Origin of the sequence: Streptomyces sp. CB00316 (assembly GCF_001905595.1) — a bacterium.
Lineage (GTDB): Bacteria > Actinomycetota > Actinomycetes > Streptomycetales > Streptomycetaceae > Streptomyces.
In genome coordinates this window covers 467,897-483,871 of sequence record NZ_LIXI01000004.1, presented here as the reverse complement: position 1 = coordinate 483,871, position 15,975 = coordinate 467,897, and the positions used below count along the sequence as shown (strand labels likewise).

General features: G+C 70.0%; 11 protein-coding genes. 8 read left to right on the top strand and 3 right to left on the bottom strand.

Features of this window, described 5'->3' with window-relative positions; genetic code table 11:
• The first annotated feature begins 23 nt into the window (after nt 1-23).
• The 8 genes from AMK21_RS13750 to AMK21_RS13715 all read left to right on the top strand — a co-directional run bounded on the left by AMK21_RS13750 (nt 24) and on the right by AMK21_RS13715 (nt 7,330).
• Nucleotides 24-989: a phage distal tail protein gene (locus AMK21_RS13750; protein WP_073877592.1), complete on the top strand. Its 966-nt coding sequence runs from the start codon at nt 24-26 to the stop codon at nt 987-989.
• 54 nt (nt 990-1,043) lie between these two features.
• A complete protein-coding gene (locus AMK21_RS13745) occupies nt 1,044-2,243 on the top strand; it encodes a hypothetical protein (RefSeq protein ID WP_073877589.1) in 1,200 nt (399 codons plus the stop codon).
• An 8-nt stretch (nt 2,244-2,251) separates the two neighbouring features.
• Nucleotides 2,252-3,370, top strand: a complete 1,119-nt coding sequence (locus AMK21_RS13740) for a hypothetical protein (protein ID WP_079181149.1) — start codon at nt 2,252-2,254, stop codon at nt 3,368-3,370.
• Between the two features lie 3 nt (nt 3,371-3,373).
• Nucleotides 3,374-4,087: a hypothetical protein gene (locus AMK21_RS13735; protein WP_073877586.1), complete on the top strand. Its 714-nt coding sequence runs from the start codon at nt 3,374-3,376 to the stop codon at nt 4,085-4,087.
• Nucleotides 4,088-4,275: 188 nt separating this feature from the next.
• Nucleotides 4,276-5,736, top strand: a complete 1,461-nt coding sequence (locus AMK21_RS13730; RefSeq protein ID WP_073877584.1) for a phage tail protein — start codon at nt 4,276-4,278, stop codon at nt 5,734-5,736.
• A gap of 117 nt (nt 5,737-5,853) precedes the next feature.
• On the top strand, nt 5,854-6,810 hold the full coding sequence (locus AMK21_RS13725) for a peptidoglycan-binding protein (protein WP_073877582.1): 957 nt from the start codon (nt 5,854-5,856) through the stop codon (nt 6,808-6,810).
• Nucleotides 6,811-6,845: 35 nt separating this feature from the next.
• Nucleotides 6,846-7,073: a hypothetical protein gene (locus AMK21_RS13720; RefSeq protein WP_073877580.1), complete on the top strand. Its 228-nt coding sequence runs from the start codon at nt 6,846-6,848 to the stop codon at nt 7,071-7,073.
• On the top strand, nt 7,070-7,330 hold the full coding sequence (locus AMK21_RS13715; protein ID WP_073877578.1) for a hypothetical protein: 261 nt from the start codon (nt 7,070-7,072) through the stop codon (nt 7,328-7,330). Before AMK21_RS13720 ends, AMK21_RS13715 begins: the two co-directional genes overlap by 4 nt.
• A gap of 81 nt (nt 7,331-7,411) precedes the next feature.
• Here AMK21_RS13715 and AMK21_RS13710 read toward each other — a convergent pair whose 3' ends face one another.
• From AMK21_RS13710 to rplL, 3 genes are all read right to left on the bottom strand, one after another.
• Nucleotides 7,412-11,311: a DNA-directed RNA polymerase subunit beta' gene (locus AMK21_RS13710; RefSeq protein WP_030561915.1), complete on the bottom strand. Its 3,900-nt coding sequence runs from the start codon at nt 11,309-11,311 to the stop codon at nt 7,412-7,414.
• A gap of 130 nt (nt 11,312-11,441) precedes the next feature.
• The gene (rpoB, locus tag AMK21_RS13705; protein WP_073877575.1) at nt 11,442-14,927 is read right to left on the bottom strand and encodes a DNA-directed RNA polymerase subunit beta; all 3,486 of its coding nucleotides are present in this window, start codon (nt 14,925-14,927) and stop codon (nt 11,442-11,444) included.
• Nucleotides 14,928-15,550: 623 nt separating this feature from the next.
• Nucleotides 15,551-15,934, bottom strand: coding sequence for a 50S ribosomal protein L7/L12 (gene rplL / locus AMK21_RS13695; RefSeq protein ID WP_073877573.1), 384 nt, complete (start codon nt 15,932-15,934; stop codon nt 15,551-15,553).
• Between the last annotated feature and the right edge of the window lie 41 nt (nt 15,935-15,975).

Sequence of the window (15,975 nt, the reverse complement as noted above, 5' to 3'; positions counted from 1 at the left end):
CTGAAGCGAGGTGACGGCCCCTCATGGCCGAGACCACAGCCACAAACGCCTACGAGACCGCACCCGGCTCACTGATCACCCGCGACGGGCAGATCCAGTGGGCCGGACTGCTGATGGGACCCGGTACCCCGTACGAGATCGACCGCACCGGCATCACCGGCTGGGACGACCTGCCGACGCTCGACAGCGGCGACGTCTCCCGTCCCGACCGGCACGGCGCCTGGCCCGGCGCGCGGTGGGCGCAGTCCCGGCTCGTCGGAGCGACCGTCTGGCTGCTGCCCCGCACCACCGGGGACGCCCTGGCGGTGTCCGCCGCGTTCCGGGACGCGACCGGGGCGGACGGCGCCGAGGACTGGCTGGCGGTTCGGCTGCACGGGGAGACCCTGGCCGTACGGGCCCGGATCAGCCGGAAGGTCGTACCGCAGGACCGGTCCTACATGGTCCACGGCGCCTCGAAGACCAGCCTCCAGTGGACGGCCACCGACCCCCGCCGCTTCGGCGCCGTGCTCCGGGAGTCCCGCGCCCATCTGCCGATCTCCGAACCGGGGCTGCTCTGGGCCGGGGAGGCCCGGGAGGGCGGGCTCGGCCTGCAGTGGCCGCTGGACTGGGGGGGCGCGGACCCGACCGGAACCGGCGCCAACGCCTCCGGCTCCTGCACCGCCGTCAACGCGGGCTCGGCGACGGCCCATCCGTTGATCGAGTTCCGGGGACCGGTGCGGCGCCCGACGCTGACCCGGCTCACCGACGGCCGGCAGCTCCAGTACGACATCGTGCTCGGCCCCCAGGACGTGCTGAGCGTCGACACCGAGGCCGGGACCGTCCTGCTCAACGGGACCGCCTCCCGTCTCTACACCGCCACCTCCGCCTCCGCCCCCGAGCAGTTGTTCGGTCTGGCGCCGGGCGCCACCGAGCTGGCGTTCCGCTCCAACGACACCACCCCCACCCCCGAGGCCTCCGCCACCGTCCGGTGGCGCGACGCCCACTGGTGAGCCCCACTCCGGCCTACCACGACCACCTCGTCCGTCTTGCTTCCAGGAGGACCCATGCCCGTACGCAGCGCCTGGCTGATCAACCGCACCGAGACCGAATCCGGCCAGTCCCGCGCCGACACCCGCCTCTCCCCGCTCGGGACGATGGCCCCGACCGGCCCCCTGACCAGCGCGGGCGGAGTGATCCCCGGCGCCGAGAACGGCACCTACCTGATGTCCGGGCTCTACGTGTACGGCGAGTCCGCGGGGATGCGGGCCACCGTCGCGCCGGGCCGGGCCGTGATCCAGGGCCAGGGCCGGGCCGGGGCCTACCCGGTCGTCCTCACCGACCACACCGACGTGGGCTTCGAGGACGGCAATGCCGCCAACCCCCGGATCGACCTGGTGGTCCTGCGAATCCGCGACGCCCAGTCCGACGGCGGGGGCAGCACCGAAGCCACCCTGGAGGTCATCCAGGGCGAGGCGAAGAGCTCCCCCGAGCCGCCGCGCCTCCCGGAGGCCTCCCTTCCGCTCGCCCGGGTCCTGATCCCGGCCGGCGCGTCCGTCGGCACCGGCGGCATCGACTGGGCCAACGCCGTGTACGACCTGCGCGTGCCCACCGTGGCCGTCGGCGGCATCCTCCCGGAGTCCTGGAACCGCGATGTGCCCGGCGGTTACGTCGGCCAGTACCGGGACACCGCCCGGGAGATGCAGCGCTGGGACGGCACCCGCTGGGTCGCCTACCCGCGCCAGATCGGCGGCATCGCCCCGCAGGGCGCTCTCGCCCGGGGCGAGTACACCGGGCAGTACCGCGACGAGGGCGGGCGGCTCCAGCGCTGGGACGGCACCGTGTGGCGGCCCGCCGTCACCGCCTCCGCCTGGGCCAACAACACCGACGGCGGCTACTGCGCCAGCACCACCTGGGTCGAGGCGGTCACCGACACGGTCGGCCCCACCATCACCGCCGCGTTCACCGCACCGGTCTCCGGCGCGGTCTTCGTGACCCTGGGGTTCCTGGGGAACGCGGGGGTGGAGGGCCAGTGGGCCCGGATGAGCGCCAACATCCGCAAGGACGGTGTGCTGGTCTCCGCCGCCGACGAGCGGCGCGCGGCCCAGGTCGGCACCAAGTCGCCGGTCTCGGTGTCGACGACGTACATGGTCACCGGGCTCCAGGCCGGCTCCGCCTACACCGCCGTTTCCGCCTACGCGACCTCCGCGACCAGCAGCCGGGGCTGGTACGACAACCGCTTCATCCGCGTCGACCCGGTCCTGTGAGGCGGCAGATGATCCGCAACTCACCCTCCTCCTCGCAGGGGCCCGTCTACCGGGCCCTCTTCTGCGATCTGCGCACGGACCGGCTGCTGGACGTCCTGCCCCTGACGGAGACCAAGTTCGACGACTTCATCGGCAAGCCGGGCTCCCTCTCCGCCACCGTCCCCCTGCCCCAGGGGGCGCTCGCGGCCCGGGCCCGGGAAGCGCTGCTGCCCGGACGCACGGCGGTCTGGCTGGAGCGGGACGGGGACATCTGGTGGGGCGGGGTGCTGTGGACCTGCACCCCGGCCTCGGACGGGCAGGGCCGGCTCACCGTGCAGTTCCAGGCCGGGACCTTCGACTCGTACCTGGACCACCGCATCCTGAGCCAGGACCTGGCCGGTACCGGGCTGGACCAGTTCGACATCGCCCGGCTCCTGGTCGCCCACGCCCAGGAGCAGCCGGGCGGGGACATCGGGATCAGCCTCGGCCATGAGCGGTCGGGGATCGTACGCGACTACGCCCACGCCTATTCGGCGCTCGCCCGTATCCGCGAACTCCTCGACAAGGCCGGCCAGTTGAACGACGGCTTCGAGTGGCGCATCCACTGCTACCGGGATGCCGAGGGCACCCGCGTCAAGCGGCTCCAGCTCGGCCACCCGCAGATCCGTACCGGCCACAGCGACCTGGTGCTGGACCACCCCGGTCCCGTCCTGACCTACAGCCTGCCCACCGACTCGACCGTGCAGGCGAACGTGTGGGTGGCCCGGGGCGAGTCGGCCAACACCGACCAGTCCCAGGAGTCCGAACCGCTGACGGTCTTCGAGGAGCTGGCCGAGGAGTTCGCCCAGGGGTGGCCCCTGCTGGAGCAGACCTCGGACCACGGCGGGGTGAGCGACGCGGCGACCCTGCGCTCGCTGGCCCGCGCCGAACTGGCCCGGCAGCGGCGGCCCGAGGTCATCCCCGAGCTGACCGTACGGCTGGACGGGCGGGTCACTCCGGCCCTGATCGGCGCCCGCATCCGGCTGCGCATCCACGACCTGTGGCACCACGAAGGGCTGGACGCGCACTACCGGATCGTCGGGATGGCGGTCACCCCGCCGCAGCGCGGCAAGCAGGAGACCGCCGTCCTCTACCTGGAAGGAGTGTGACCCGTGGCGATCATCCCCACCGACCTGCTCGACCGCATCCGCGCGCTGGAGCGCCAGGTCAGGGAGTTGATGGGCAGCGCCAACACCACCCCGGCGCTGAACAGCATCGCGGGCGGCGAGGTGGTCATCGGTGAGCGCGGCCGGCTGCGGGTGCGTGCGACGGGCGACCAGGACCTCCTCTACCTCGGCCGGGTCGCGCCCGACCGCGACGAGGAGACCCCGCAGCAGGGGCTGGTCGTCCGCCGCGACGACGGTTCGCTGGCGCTGACGGTGTGGACCGGGGCGCCGGACCCGCAGGCGGTGCAGCCGGTCCGGATCCTGGACCGGCGGGGCAACGTGGTCCTGGCCGACGACACCGTACTGGGCGGTCTGGCCCGCCCCTACCTCCCCTTCGCCCTGCCCGCCCCCGTCGCCCCCGCCCGCTGGGAGTCCACCGGTGCCACCACCTGGGCCACGCTCCACCGGGGCCCCGGTCTCGTCCAGCACCCGCGCCTGCACTGCGAGATCGCGGTGGAGGGCGCGCCGGGCGAGGTCCGGCTGCTGGTGGACGGCGTCCAGCTGGGCCCGGTGGGCGGGCCGGGGGCGGGGCTGGTGTTCACGGAGCGGGTGGGGGTGGAGTACGGGGCGACGGTGACGTTCGAGATCCAGGCCAGGGTCACCACCGCCGGCACCACGCTCCGCTGCCAACCTCTGACCTTGTACGGCCTGGAGTCCTAGGGGCCCGTTCCACTCGCTCCCGGCGTGCCCCGCCATGCCAGCCCGTGCGGCGGGCCCCCTCCAGCCCGCCCGGCACCACTCCAGCCCGTCCCCGCGCGCCGGACAAGCCGGGGACAGGCCCGCCCCACACGCCGGACGGGCAGATGAGCGGCTCGCCCCCGGCCACGAACACCCACCCAAGGAGCCCCATGCTGCCCCAGTCCATCCCCACCGTCACCGTCACCGCCCGCTACCTCACCCCCGACGGCCGCCCCATGAGCGGGACCGTCGACTTCCGGCCGCCTGCCCTGCTCACCCACGCTGAGGAGGACCTCTTCCTGGGCGGCCCCACCCGCGCCACCCTCGACTCCGAGGGCCGGCTCCACGTCGTGCTGCCGGCCACCGACGCCCCCGGCTGGAACCCCGCCATGTGGACGTACACCGTCACCGAACGGCTCTCCGGCCTCGGCCGCACCGCCCGCAGCTACCAGATCGTGCTGAGCGCCGACCAGCCCACCGTCGACCTGGCCGACATCGCCCCGGCCGACCCGGCCAACCCGCAGTACGTCGCCGTACCGGGTCCGGCCGGTCCGCCCGGCGAACTCGGCCCGCAGGGACCCGCCGGCCCCGCCGGAGCCGTGCACTCCGTCAACGGGAAGACCGACGCGGACATCGTGCTCACCGCCGCCGACGTCTCCGCCGTGGACGCCTCCCGGGCCGGCACCCCCGGCGGAGTCGCCACCCTCGGCGCCGACGGCCTGGTCCCGGCCGCCCAGCTCCCGGTCGGCGGCGGCGCAGTGGCCTCGGTCAACGGCAAGACCGGCAACGTCACCCTCGCCGCCACCGACGTCGGCGCCCTCTCCCAGGCCGCCGGCGACGCCCGCTATCTGGCCATCGACGGCTCCCCTGTCACCTCGGTCAACGGCCGCACCGGCCCGGTCGTCCTCAACGCCACCGACGTCTCGGCCGTCGCGAGCGGCGACGCCGTCCTGCTCACCGGCGACCAGACCGTCCGCGGCGCGAAGACCTTCGACACCCCGCCGCTCACCACCGTCACCCCAACCACCCCCGACCAGCTCACCCGCCGCGGCTACGTGGACGCGGTCTCCTCGGCCGGCAGCTGGTCCCCGTCCGCCGTCGGGTTCGCGGGCTGGGCCTTCGACCCAGCCTGCGGCTCCGCCGCCACCCCGCAGTACTGCATCAACGGCTGGGTCTACCTCATCGGCGTCCCCCTGCACGCGCAGACGACCGTGAAGAACATCGCCTTCTACGTCCCCGGCTACGTGGGCAACACCCTGGGCGCTGCCTCATTCGCCGGCCTCTACACGAGCGCCGGAGTCCGCGTCGGCGTGACCGCCGCCCTGAACACCCTGTTCACCGCGACCGAGGGCCGCACCGTCCTCTGCCCGCTCACCACCCAGTACACCGCCGCCCCGGGCAGCTACTGGGTGGCCCTGGTGATCAACGGCCCCAACCCCAGCACCAGCGGCCCCGCCTTCCTGCGCGGCTCCAGCGTGGGCCAGGCCCCGGGCGGCAGCGCCCGGATGCCGGGCGCCTTCATCCGGCACGGCCGCCTCAGCACCACCGGCCAGACCTCGCTGCCCACCTCCTTCCCGGTGGGCAACGTCGTCGCCGACTCCAACGCGATCTGGGCCGCGCTCGCCGCCTGACCCACCCTCGCGCACCGATCCCGAGCCCCGTACCGGACCCGTCCCCACCGGTACGGGGCTCCGCCGCGCCCGCCCCCGTACCCACTCACGTACACCGCACCGGAAGGACCGCCACCCGTGGCCACACCACTCACCGCCGACCGGCTGCTCGCCGCCCTGCGCGCCGAAGGCGTCACCGTCGTCGAGCACCCGGGCTGGCGCACCCGCCACCGCAACCACAAGGGCGTCTGGGGCCCCGTGAACGGGGTGATGATCCACCACACCGTGAGCAGCGGAAGCGCCGCCTCCGTCGCCCTCTGCCGCGACGGCTACGCCTCCCTGCCCGGCCCGCTCTGCCACGGCGTCATCGACAAGGCGGGCACCGTCCACCTGATCTCGGCGGGCCGCGCCAACCACGCGGGCGGCGGTGACCCGGCCGTGCTCGCCCGCGTCGTCGCGGAGGACTACGGCGACCGCCCGCCCGCCCCGCGCGCCCACGACGGCAGCGCGGGCGCCGTCGACGGCAACGCCCGCTTCTACGGCTTCGAGTGCGTCAACCTGGGCGACGGCAAGGATCCCTGGCCCGCCGCCCAGCTGGAGGCGATCGAACGCGCGTCGGCGGCCGTCTGCCGAGCCCACGGCTGGAGCGCCCGCTCCGTCATCGGCCACGCGGAGTGGTCGGCCGCCAAGATCGACCCGCGCGGCTTCACCATGCCGTCGATGCGCACCCGCGTCGCGACCCGCCTGACGACCACCCCGGGAAGCCTCCCGAAACAGCCCTCGAAGCCGTCCCACCCTGCAAAGCCCACGCAGCCCGGGAAACCCACCACCCCCCGCTACCAGCCCTTCCCCGGCGCCTCCTTCTTCACCGCCCGCCCCAGCTCCCCCGTCATCACCGCCATGGGCCGGAGGCTGGTGGCCGAGGGCTGTGGAGCGTACGCCGTCGGGCCCGGTCCCCGGTGGACCGAGGCCGACCGGCGCTCGTACGCCGCCTGGCAGCGCAAGCTCGGCTTCCGCGGTGCGGACGCCGACGGCCGGCCGGGCCGCACGTCCTGGGACGCCCTGAAGGTCCCGTACACCGCCAAGAACCCGTGACCCGACGCAACCGTGACCGCATGGAGGAGCCTGCCATGTCCGACGCCGCCCGGCGTACCGCCCGTACCGTCCTGCAGACGGCCCTCGCCCTTGCCGTGCTCCTGCCCGCACTCGTGGACGCGTCCGGACTCCCCGCGACCCTGCCCCGGATCGCCGGGGCCCTGGCCGTCGCGGGGGTGGTGACCCGGGTGATGGCCGTGCCGGGTGTCCAGGCCCTGCTCCCGCGCTGGCTGCGCACCGAACCGCCGGAGGGCCGCCCATGACGGATACCGACCCGAACAACCCCGTGGCCGTCGCCCTGGAACTGGAGCGGATGCGCGGCAGCCTGGAGGCCGGCTTCGCCCGCGCCGACGGGCAGCTGGCACTGCTGGTCCAGCGCAGCGACCAGACGGACAAGCAGCTCGCCGACCACGAGGCCCGCCTCGACCTGCTGGAACGCTCCCGCTGGCCACTGGCGAGCGTCGCCGCGCTCACCGCGACGGCCGGGGTCGCCATTGCGCTGTGGGAGACGCTCCGCTGAACCGGCCGGCCCCGCATACGCCGAAGGGCGGCCACCCCGTGACGTACGGGACGGCCGCCCTCAGGCGTTCAAGCGACTCGCTTACTGGTTGTACGGACCGTAGTCGTAGTCCTCCAGCGGGACGGCCTGGCCGGAGCCGGTGCCGAACGGCGAGTAGTCGATGTCGTCGTAGCCGACGGCCGAGTACATCGCGGCCTTGGCCTCCTCGGTCGGCTCGACCCGGATGTTGCGGTAGCGGGACAGACCCGTACCGGCCGGGATGAGCTTACCGATGATGACGTTCTCCTTGAGGCCGATCAGGGAGTCCGACTTGGCGTTGATCGCCGCGTCGGTCAGGACCCTGGTCGTCTCCTGGAAGGACGCCGCCGACAGCCACGACTCGGTGGCGAGCGAGGCCTTGGTGATACCCATCAGCTGCGGTCGGCCGGAGGCGGGGTGACCGCCCTCGGTGACCACACGGCGGTTCTCGGTCTCGAACTTCGACCGCTCGACCAGCTCGCCCGGAAGCAGCTCCGCGTCGCCGGACTCGATGATCGTCACACGGCGGAGCATCTGCCGGATGATGATCTCGATGTGCTTGTCGTGGATCGACACGCCCTGCGAGTTGTAGACCTTCTGGACTTCGCCGACCAGGTGGACCTGGACCGCACGCTGGCCGAGGATGCGCAGCACGTCGTGCGGGTTGGTCGCACCGACGGTGAGCTTCTGGCCCACCTCGACCGGGTCGCCCTCGCCCACGAGCAGACGGGCACGCTTCGAGATGGGGAACGCCGTCTCGTCGCTGCCGTCGTCCGGGGTGACGACGAGCTTCTTGGTCTTCTCGGTCTCCTCGATCCGCACGCGGCCCTTGGCCTCGGAGATCGGGGCGACACCCTTCGGCGTACGGGCTTCGAAGAGCTCGACGACTCGGGGCAGACCCTGGGTGATGTCGTCACCGGCCACACCACCGGTGTGGAAGGTACGCATCGTCAGCTGGGTGCCGGGCTCACCGATGGACTGGGCGGCGATGATACCGACCGCCTCACCGATGTCGACCAGCTTGCCGGTGGCGAGCGAGCGTCCGTAGCAGAAGGCACAGGTGCCGACCGCGGACTCACAGGTCAGGACCGAGCGGGTCTTGACCTCCTCGACGCCGGCGCCCACCAGGGCGTCGATCAGGACGTCACCGAGGTCGACGTTGGCAGGCGCGATGACCTTGCCGTCCACCACGACGTCCTCGGCGAGCATGCGGGCGTAGACCGAGGTCTCGACGTCCTCCGTCTTGCGGAGCACGCCGTCGGCGCCCTTGACGGCGATCTTCAGCTTGAGGCCGCGGTCGGTGCCGCAGTCCTCCTCGCGGATGATCACGTCCTGCGAGACGTCCACCAGACGACGGGTCAGGTAACCCGAGTCGGCGGTACGCAGGGCGGTGTCCGCCAGACCCTTACGGGCACCGTGCGTGGAGATGAAGTACTCCAGAACGGTGAGGCCCTCACGGAAGGACGCCTTGATCGGACGCGGGATGGTCTCGTTCTTCGCGTTCGACACCAGACCACGCATACCGGCGATCTGCCGCATCTGCATCATGTTTCCTCGGGCACCCGAGTCAACCATCATGAAGATGGGGTTGGTCTTGGGGAAGTTCGCGTTCATCGCCTCGGCAACCTCGTTGGTCGCCTTGGTCCAGATCGCGATGAGCTCCTGCGTGCGCTCGTCCTTGGTGATCAGACCGCGCTCGTACTGCTTCTGGACCTTCTCGTCCTGGTCCTCGTAGCCCTTGACGATGGCCTTCTTGGCCTCGGGCACGACGATGTCGGAGATGGCCACGGTGACGCCCGAACGGGTCGCCCAGTGGAAGCCCGCCGCCTTCAGGTTGTCGAGCGTCGCCGCCACGATGACCTTGGGGTAGCGCTCGGCCAGGTCGTTGACGATCTCGGAGAGCTGCTTCTTGCCCACCGAGTAGTCGACGAACGGGTAGTCCTCGGGCAGCAGCTCGTTGAAGAGCGCGCGGCCCAGGCTCGTCCGCAGCCGGAAGGTGTCACCCGGCTGGTACTCGGGCTCGCCCTCCTCGGCGACCGGCGGCACCCAGCCACGCGGCGGGATGGTGCCCACCGGGAAGCGGATGTCGACGGTGGACTGGAGCGCCAGCTCGCCGGCGTCGAACGCCATGATCGCCTCGGCCGTGGAGCCGAACGCGCGGCCCTCGCCCTTGGTGTCACGGAGCTGGCCGTCGGTGGTGAGGAAGAACAGCCCCAGCACCATGTCCTGGGTCGGCATGGTGACGGGACGGCCGTCGGCCGGCTTCAGGATGTTGTTCGAGGACAGCATCAGGATGCGGGCCTCGGCCTGCGCCTCCGCGGAGAGCGGCAGGTGCACGGCCATCTGGTCACCGTCGAAGTCCGCGTTGAACGCGGTGCAGACGAGCGGGTGGATCTGGATGGCCTTGCCCTCGACCAGCTGCGGCTCGAAGGCCTGGATGCCGAGGCGGTGCAGGGTGGGCGCACGGTTCAGCAGCACCGGGTGCTCGGCGATGACCTCTTCGAGGACGTCGTACACGACGGTGCGGCCACGCTCGACCATGCGCTTGGCCGACTTGATGTTCTGCGCGTGGTTCAGGTCCACCAGGCGCTTCATCACGAACGGCTTGAAGAGCTCCAGCGCCATGGCCTTCGGCAGACCGCACTGGTGCAGCTTGAGCTGCGGACCGACGACGATCACGGAACGCGCGGAGTAGTCCACACGCTTGCCGAGGAGGTTCTGACGGAAGCGACCCTGCTTGCCCTTGAGCATGTCGGACAGCGACTTCAGCGGACGGTTGCCGGGGCCCGTGACCGGGCGACCACGACGACCGTTGTCGAAGAGCGCGTCGACGGCCTCCTGGAGCATGCGCTTCTCGTTGTTCACGATGATCTCGGGGGCACCGAGGTCGAGAAGGCGCTTCAGGCGGTTGTTGCGGTTGATCACACGGCGGTACAGGTCGTTGAGGTCGGAGGTCGCGAAGCGGCCACCGTCCAGCTGCACCATCGGACGCAGGTCCGGCGGGATGACCGGCACGCAGTCGAGCACCATGCCCTTGGGCTTGTTGCTGGTCTGCAGGAACGCGGAGACGACCTTGAGGCGCTTGAGCGCACGGGTCTTCTTCTGGCCCTTGCCGGTACGGATGATCTCGCGGAGGCGCTCGGCCTCCTCGTCGAGGTCGAAGGACTCCAGGCGCTTCTGCAGCGCGGCGGCGCCCATGCAGCCGTCGAAGTACGTGCCGAAGCGGTCACGCAGCTCGCGGTAGAGCAGCTCGTCGCCCTCCAGGTCCTGGACCTTGAGGTTCTTGAAGCGGCTCCACACCTCGTCGAGACGGTCGATCTCGCGCTGCGCACGGTCGCGCAGCTGCTTCATCTCACGCTCGGCACCCTCGCGCACCTTGCGGCGCACGTCGGCCTTGGCGCCCTCGGCCTCCAGCTCGGCCAGGTCGGTCTCGAGCTTCTTGGCGCGGGCCTCCAGGTCGGAGTCGCGGCGGTTCTCGGTCTGCTGACGCTCGACGGAGACGTGCGCCTCCAGGGACGGCAGGTCGCGGGTACGACGCTCCTCGTCCACGAACGTGATCATGTACGCGGCGAAGTAGATGACCTTTTCCAGGTCCTTCGGCGCGAGGTCCAGCAGGTATCCGAGGCGCGACGGGACGCCCTTGAAGTACCAGATGTGGGTGACGGGAGCGGCAAGCTCGATGTGGCCCATCCGCTCACGACGCACCTTGGCGCGAGTGACCTCGACGCCGCAGCGCTCACAGATGATGCCCTTGAAGCGGACACGCTTGTACTTGCCGCAGTAGCACTCCCAGTCCCGGGTCGGACCGAAGATCTTCTCGCAGAAGAGTCCGTCCTTTTCGGGCTTGAGCGTGCGGTAGTTGATGGTCTCCGGCTTCTTCACTTCGCCGTGGGACCAGGTCCGGATGTCGTCCGCGGTGGCAAGGCCGATCCGCAGCTCGTCGAAGAAGTTGACGTCGAGCACTTGTCGTCAATCCCTCTTTCGGGGGTTCGAGCCCCCTCGCTCGGAAGCGAGAAATCGGGGCACTTCAGCAATGGTCTGAACGGGTCCGGGGAGAGCCGGCCGGATCACGGGGATCCGGCCGGCGAACCCGTCAGACCTCTTCGACGCTGCTCGGCTCTCGCCGGGACAGGTCGATACCGAGCTCCTCCGCTGCGCGGAAGACGTCCTCGTCCGTGTCGCGCATCTCGATGGACATACCGTCCGAGGAGAGCACCTCCACGTTGAGGCAGAGCGACTGCATTTCCTTGATGAGCACCTTGAAGGACTCGGGGATGCCCGGCTCGGGGATGTTCTCGCCCTTGACGATGGCCTCGTAGACCTTCACGCGGCCGGTCACGTCGTCGGACTTGATCGTCAGCAGCTCCTGGAGGGCGTACGCGGCGCCGTACGCTTCCAGCGCCCACACCTCCATCTCACCGAAGCGCTGTCCACCGAACTGAGCCTTACCACCCAGCGGCTGCTGGGTGATCATGGAGTACGGACCGGTCGAACGCGCGTGCAGCTTGTCGTCGACCAGGTGGTGGAGCTTGAGGATGTACATGAAGCCGACCGAGACCGGTTCCGGGAACGGCTCGCCGGAGCGGCCGTCGTAGAGCTGGGCCTTGCCGGAGGGCTGCACCAGGCGGTCGCCGTCGCGGTTGGGGATCGTGGCCTGGAAGAGGCCGGAGATCTCGTCCTCGCGCGCACCGTCGAAGACGGGCGTGGCGACGTTGGTGCCCGGGGGAACCTGGTCGGCGCCGATGGACTGCAGGCGCTTGGCCCAATCCTCACCGAGGCCGGAGACGTCCCAGCCGCGGCTGGCGAGCCAGCCGAGGTGGATCTCCAGGACCTGTCCCGGGTTCATTCGGGACGGGACACCCAGCGGGTTGAGGATGATGTCGACCGGGGTGCCGTCCTCCAGGAACGGCATGTCCTCGATCGGCAGGATCTTCGAGATGACGCCCTTGTTGCCGTGACGTCCGGCGAGCTTGTCACCATCGGTGATCTTGCGCTTCTGCGCGACGTAGACGCGGACCAGCTGGTTCACGCCCGGCGGCAGCTCGTCGCCCTCTTCGCGGTCGAAGACGCGGACGCCGATGACCTTGCCGATCTCACCGTGCGGCACCTTCAGCGAGGTGTCGCGCACCTCGCGCGCCTTCTCACCGAAGATCGCGCGGAGCAGGCGCTCCTCGGGGGTCAGCTCGGTCTCACCCTTGGGCGTGACCTTGCCGACGAGGATGTCACCGGCGACGACCTCGGCACCGATCCGGATGATGCCGCGCTCGTCGAGGTCGGCGAGGACCTCTTCGGAGACGTTCGGGATGTCCCGGGTGATCTCCTCCGGGCCGAGCTTGGTGTCACGGGCGTCGACCTCGTGCTCCTCGATGTGGATCGAGGAGAGGACGTCGTCCTGCACGAGGCGCTGCGACAGGATGATCGCGTCCTCGTAGTTGTGACCCTCCCACGGCATGAACGCCACGAGGAGGTTCTTGCCGAGGGCCATCTCACCGTTCTCGGTGGCCGGACCGTCGGCGAGGACCTGCTCGGCGATGACCCGGTCGCCCTCGGAGACGACGACCTTCTGGTTCACCGAGGTGCCCTGGTTGGAGCGCATGAACTTGGCGATGCGGTACGTGGTGTACGTGCCGTCGTCGTTCGTGACGGTGATGTAGTCCGCGGAGACCTCCTGGACCACACCGTCCTTCTCGGCCTTGAGCACGTCACCGGCGTCGGTGGCGCAGCGGTACTCCATGCCGGTGCCGACGAGCGGCGCCTCGGACTTGATGAGCGGCACCGCCTGCCGCATCATGTTCGCGCCCATGAGGGCACGGTTGGCGTCGTCGTGCTCCAGGAAGGGGATCATCGCGGTGGCGACGGACACCATCTGGCGCGGCGAGACGTCCATGTAGTCGACGTCCGTGCCAGGCACGTAGTCGACCTCTCCGCCACGACGGCGGACCAGGACGCGGGGCTCGGTGAAGCGCAGTTCCTCGGAGAGGATCGCGTTCGCCTGGGCGATGACGAAGCGGTCCTCCTCGTCGGCCGTGATGTAGTCGACGTCGTCGGTGACCTGGCCGTCGACGACCTTGCGGTACGGCGTCTCGATGAAGCCGAACGCGTTGACGCGGCCGTACGAGGCGAGCGAACCGATCAGGCCGATGTTCGGGCCTTCAGGGGTCTCGATCGGACACATGCGCCCGTAGTGGGACGGGTGCACGTCACGGACCTCGAAGCCGGCCCGCTCACGGGAGAGACCACCCGGGCCAAGAGCCGACAGGCGGCGCTTGTGGGTGAGACCCGACAGCGGGTTGTTCTGGTCCATGAACTGCGACAGCTGGCTGGTGCCGAAGAACTCCTTGATGGAGGCGACGACCGGCCGGATGTTGATCAGGGTCTGCGGCGTGATCGCCTCGACGTCCTGGGTCGTCATGCGCTCACGCACGACGCGCTCCATCCGCGCCAGGCCCGTACGGACCTGGTTCTGGATGAGCTCGCCGACGTTGCGCAGGCGACGGTTGCCGAAGTGGTCGATGTCGTCGGTCTCGACGACGATCTCCCGGCCCGACTCACCGATCGTCTCGGTCTCACCGGCGTGCAGCTTGACCAGGTACTTGATGGTCGCGATGACGTCGTCGGTGGTGAGCACCCCGGCGTCCAGCGGCTCATCGGCGCCGAGCTTCTTGTTCACCTTGTAGCGGCCGACCTTCGCGAGGTCGTAGCGCTTCGGGTTGAAGTAGAGGTTCTCGAGCAGCGTCTGGGCGGCCTCGCGCGTGGGCGGCTCGCCCGGGCGCAGCTTGCGGTAGATGTCGAGCAGCGCGTCGTCCTGGCCCTGGGTGTGGTCCTTCTCCAGGGTGGCGCGCATCGACTCGTACTCGCCGAACTCCTCGAGGATCTGCTCGGTGCTCCAGCCGAGAGCCTTCAGGAGAACGGTGACGGACTGCTTGCGCTTGCGGTCGATGCGGACACCGACCATGTCGCGCTTGTCGATCTCCATCTCCAGCCAGGCACCCCGGGAAGGGATGATCTTGGCGGAGAAGATGTCCTTGTCGGACGTCTTGTCGATGGAGGAGTCGAAGTAGACACCCGGCGAGCGGACCAGCTGCGACACGACGACACGCTCGGTGCCGTTGATGACGAAGGTGCCCTTGTTGGTCATGAGCGGGAAGTCGCCCATGAAGACCGTCTGGGACTTGATCTCGCCGGTCTCGTTGTTGGTGAACTCGGCCGTGACGAAGAGCGGCGCGGCGAACGTGAAGTCGCGCTCCTTGCACTCGTCGATCGAGTTCTTCGGGGGCTCGAAGCGGTGGTCGCGGAACGTAAGCGACATCGACCCGGAGAAGTCCTCGATCGGTGAGATCTCCTCGAAGATCTCCTCCAGGCCGGACTTGGTGGGGACGTCTTGTCCACTGTCCAGAGCAGCCTCGACGCGAGCCTTCCAGGCGGCATTACCGAGGAGCCAGTCAAAGCTCTCGGTCTGCAGCGCGAGGAGGTTCGGAACCTCGAGGGGCTCCTTGATCTTTGCAAAAGAGATGCGCAGCGGGGCGGTGCTGGCACCGTTGTTCGTATTCGCGGTCGAGGCGTTGCGCGAGGCGGCCAAGAGGGGGTCCTTCCGAGGGCTCGGACTCACTACGCGCGTACCGGTCCCACATTGGACATCCATACACATCGTCCCGAATCGGCCCCAAAAGGCCGGCTCGGAGAGGATCTGTCATCGATGCTCAAAGCGTGGGTATGCCCCTGGTGACGGGCAGGAGGCAGCTAACAGGCAGCGCAAAGGGTCAGTGTAGCCAAGCGGCACACTGATGTCCAGTCGGGGTTCTCAGAGACCCACGTTGCTCTCAACAGCTGTTCTCAACTACCTATGTGGCTGGCCCTCGCGCGGGGTGCGCTCTTCTTTACTGCCCTCTTCACTCTCGATCCATGCCTCGGATACGGATCGAAGTGATGACGCGTCCTGAGAATTGCGCGCCTCGTGCCGTTCGTCAAGGCCCACCGGTCCGGACGGGCCCCCAGGGGCTCGCTCCGGATGCCCCCGAAAAGCCCTCAGGGGGCCCCTGGGCGCCCCGCGAGAGGCGCACGGCGAAGATCACCCTACTCGTCGACGGCGGAAGAGCAAGGCAGCCGCCACGGGTACGCCGAAGGGCGACCACCCGGATGGGTGATCGCCCTTCGGTACGGGCGCGTGACGCGCCCGAGGGGAGTCCGTGGACTCCCGGGGTGTTACTTGACCTCGACGGAAGCGCCGGCGGCCTTGAGGGACTCGGCAGCCTTCTCGGCGGCCTCCTTGGCGACCTTCTCGAGGACCGGCTTCGGGGCGCCGTCGACGAGGTCCTTGGCCTCCTTGAGACCCAGCGAGGTCAGCTCACGCACGACCTTGATGACCTGGATCTTCTTCTCGCCGGCGCCGGTGAGGATGACGTCGAACTCGTCCTGCTCGGCCTCGGCCTCGGCCGGGGCGCCGCCCTGGGCGGGACCGGCGACGGCGACGGCCGCGGCGGCGGTGACGTCGAACTTCTCCTCGAAGGCCTTGACGAACTCGGAGAGCTCGATGAGGGTCATCTCTTCGAACTGCGCGAGCAGGTCGTCCTGGGACAGCTTCGCCATGATAGGCGTCCTTCCACTATTCGGCAGGTGCCGGATGTATG

Bases quoted from the DNA above. Each gene is read 5' to 3' on its own strand.
- AMK21_RS13750 (WP_073877592.1), top strand. From the start codon at position 24: ATGGCCGAGACCACAGCCACAAACGCCTACGAGACCGCACCCGGCTCA.
- AMK21_RS13745 (WP_073877589.1), top strand. From the start codon at position 1,044: ATGCCCGTACGCAGCGCCTGGCTGATCAACCGCACCGAGACCGAATCC.
- AMK21_RS13740 (WP_079181149.1), top strand. From the start codon at position 2,252: ATGATCCGCAACTCACCCTCCTCCTCGCAGGGGCCCGTCTACCGGGCC.
- AMK21_RS13730 (WP_073877584.1), top strand. From the start codon at position 4,276: ATGCTGCCCCAGTCCATCCCCACCGTCACCGTCACCGCCCGCTACCTC.
- AMK21_RS13720 (WP_073877580.1), top strand. From the start codon at position 6,846: ATGTCCGACGCCGCCCGGCGTACCGCCCGTACCGTCCTGCAGACGGCC.
- AMK21_RS13715 (WP_073877578.1), top strand. From the start codon at position 7,070: ATGACGGATACCGACCCGAACAACCCCGTGGCCGTCGCCCTGGAACTG.
- rplL (WP_073877573.1), bottom strand. From the start codon at position 15,934: ATGGCGAAGCTGTCCCAGGACGACCTGCTCGCGCAGTTCGAAGAGATG.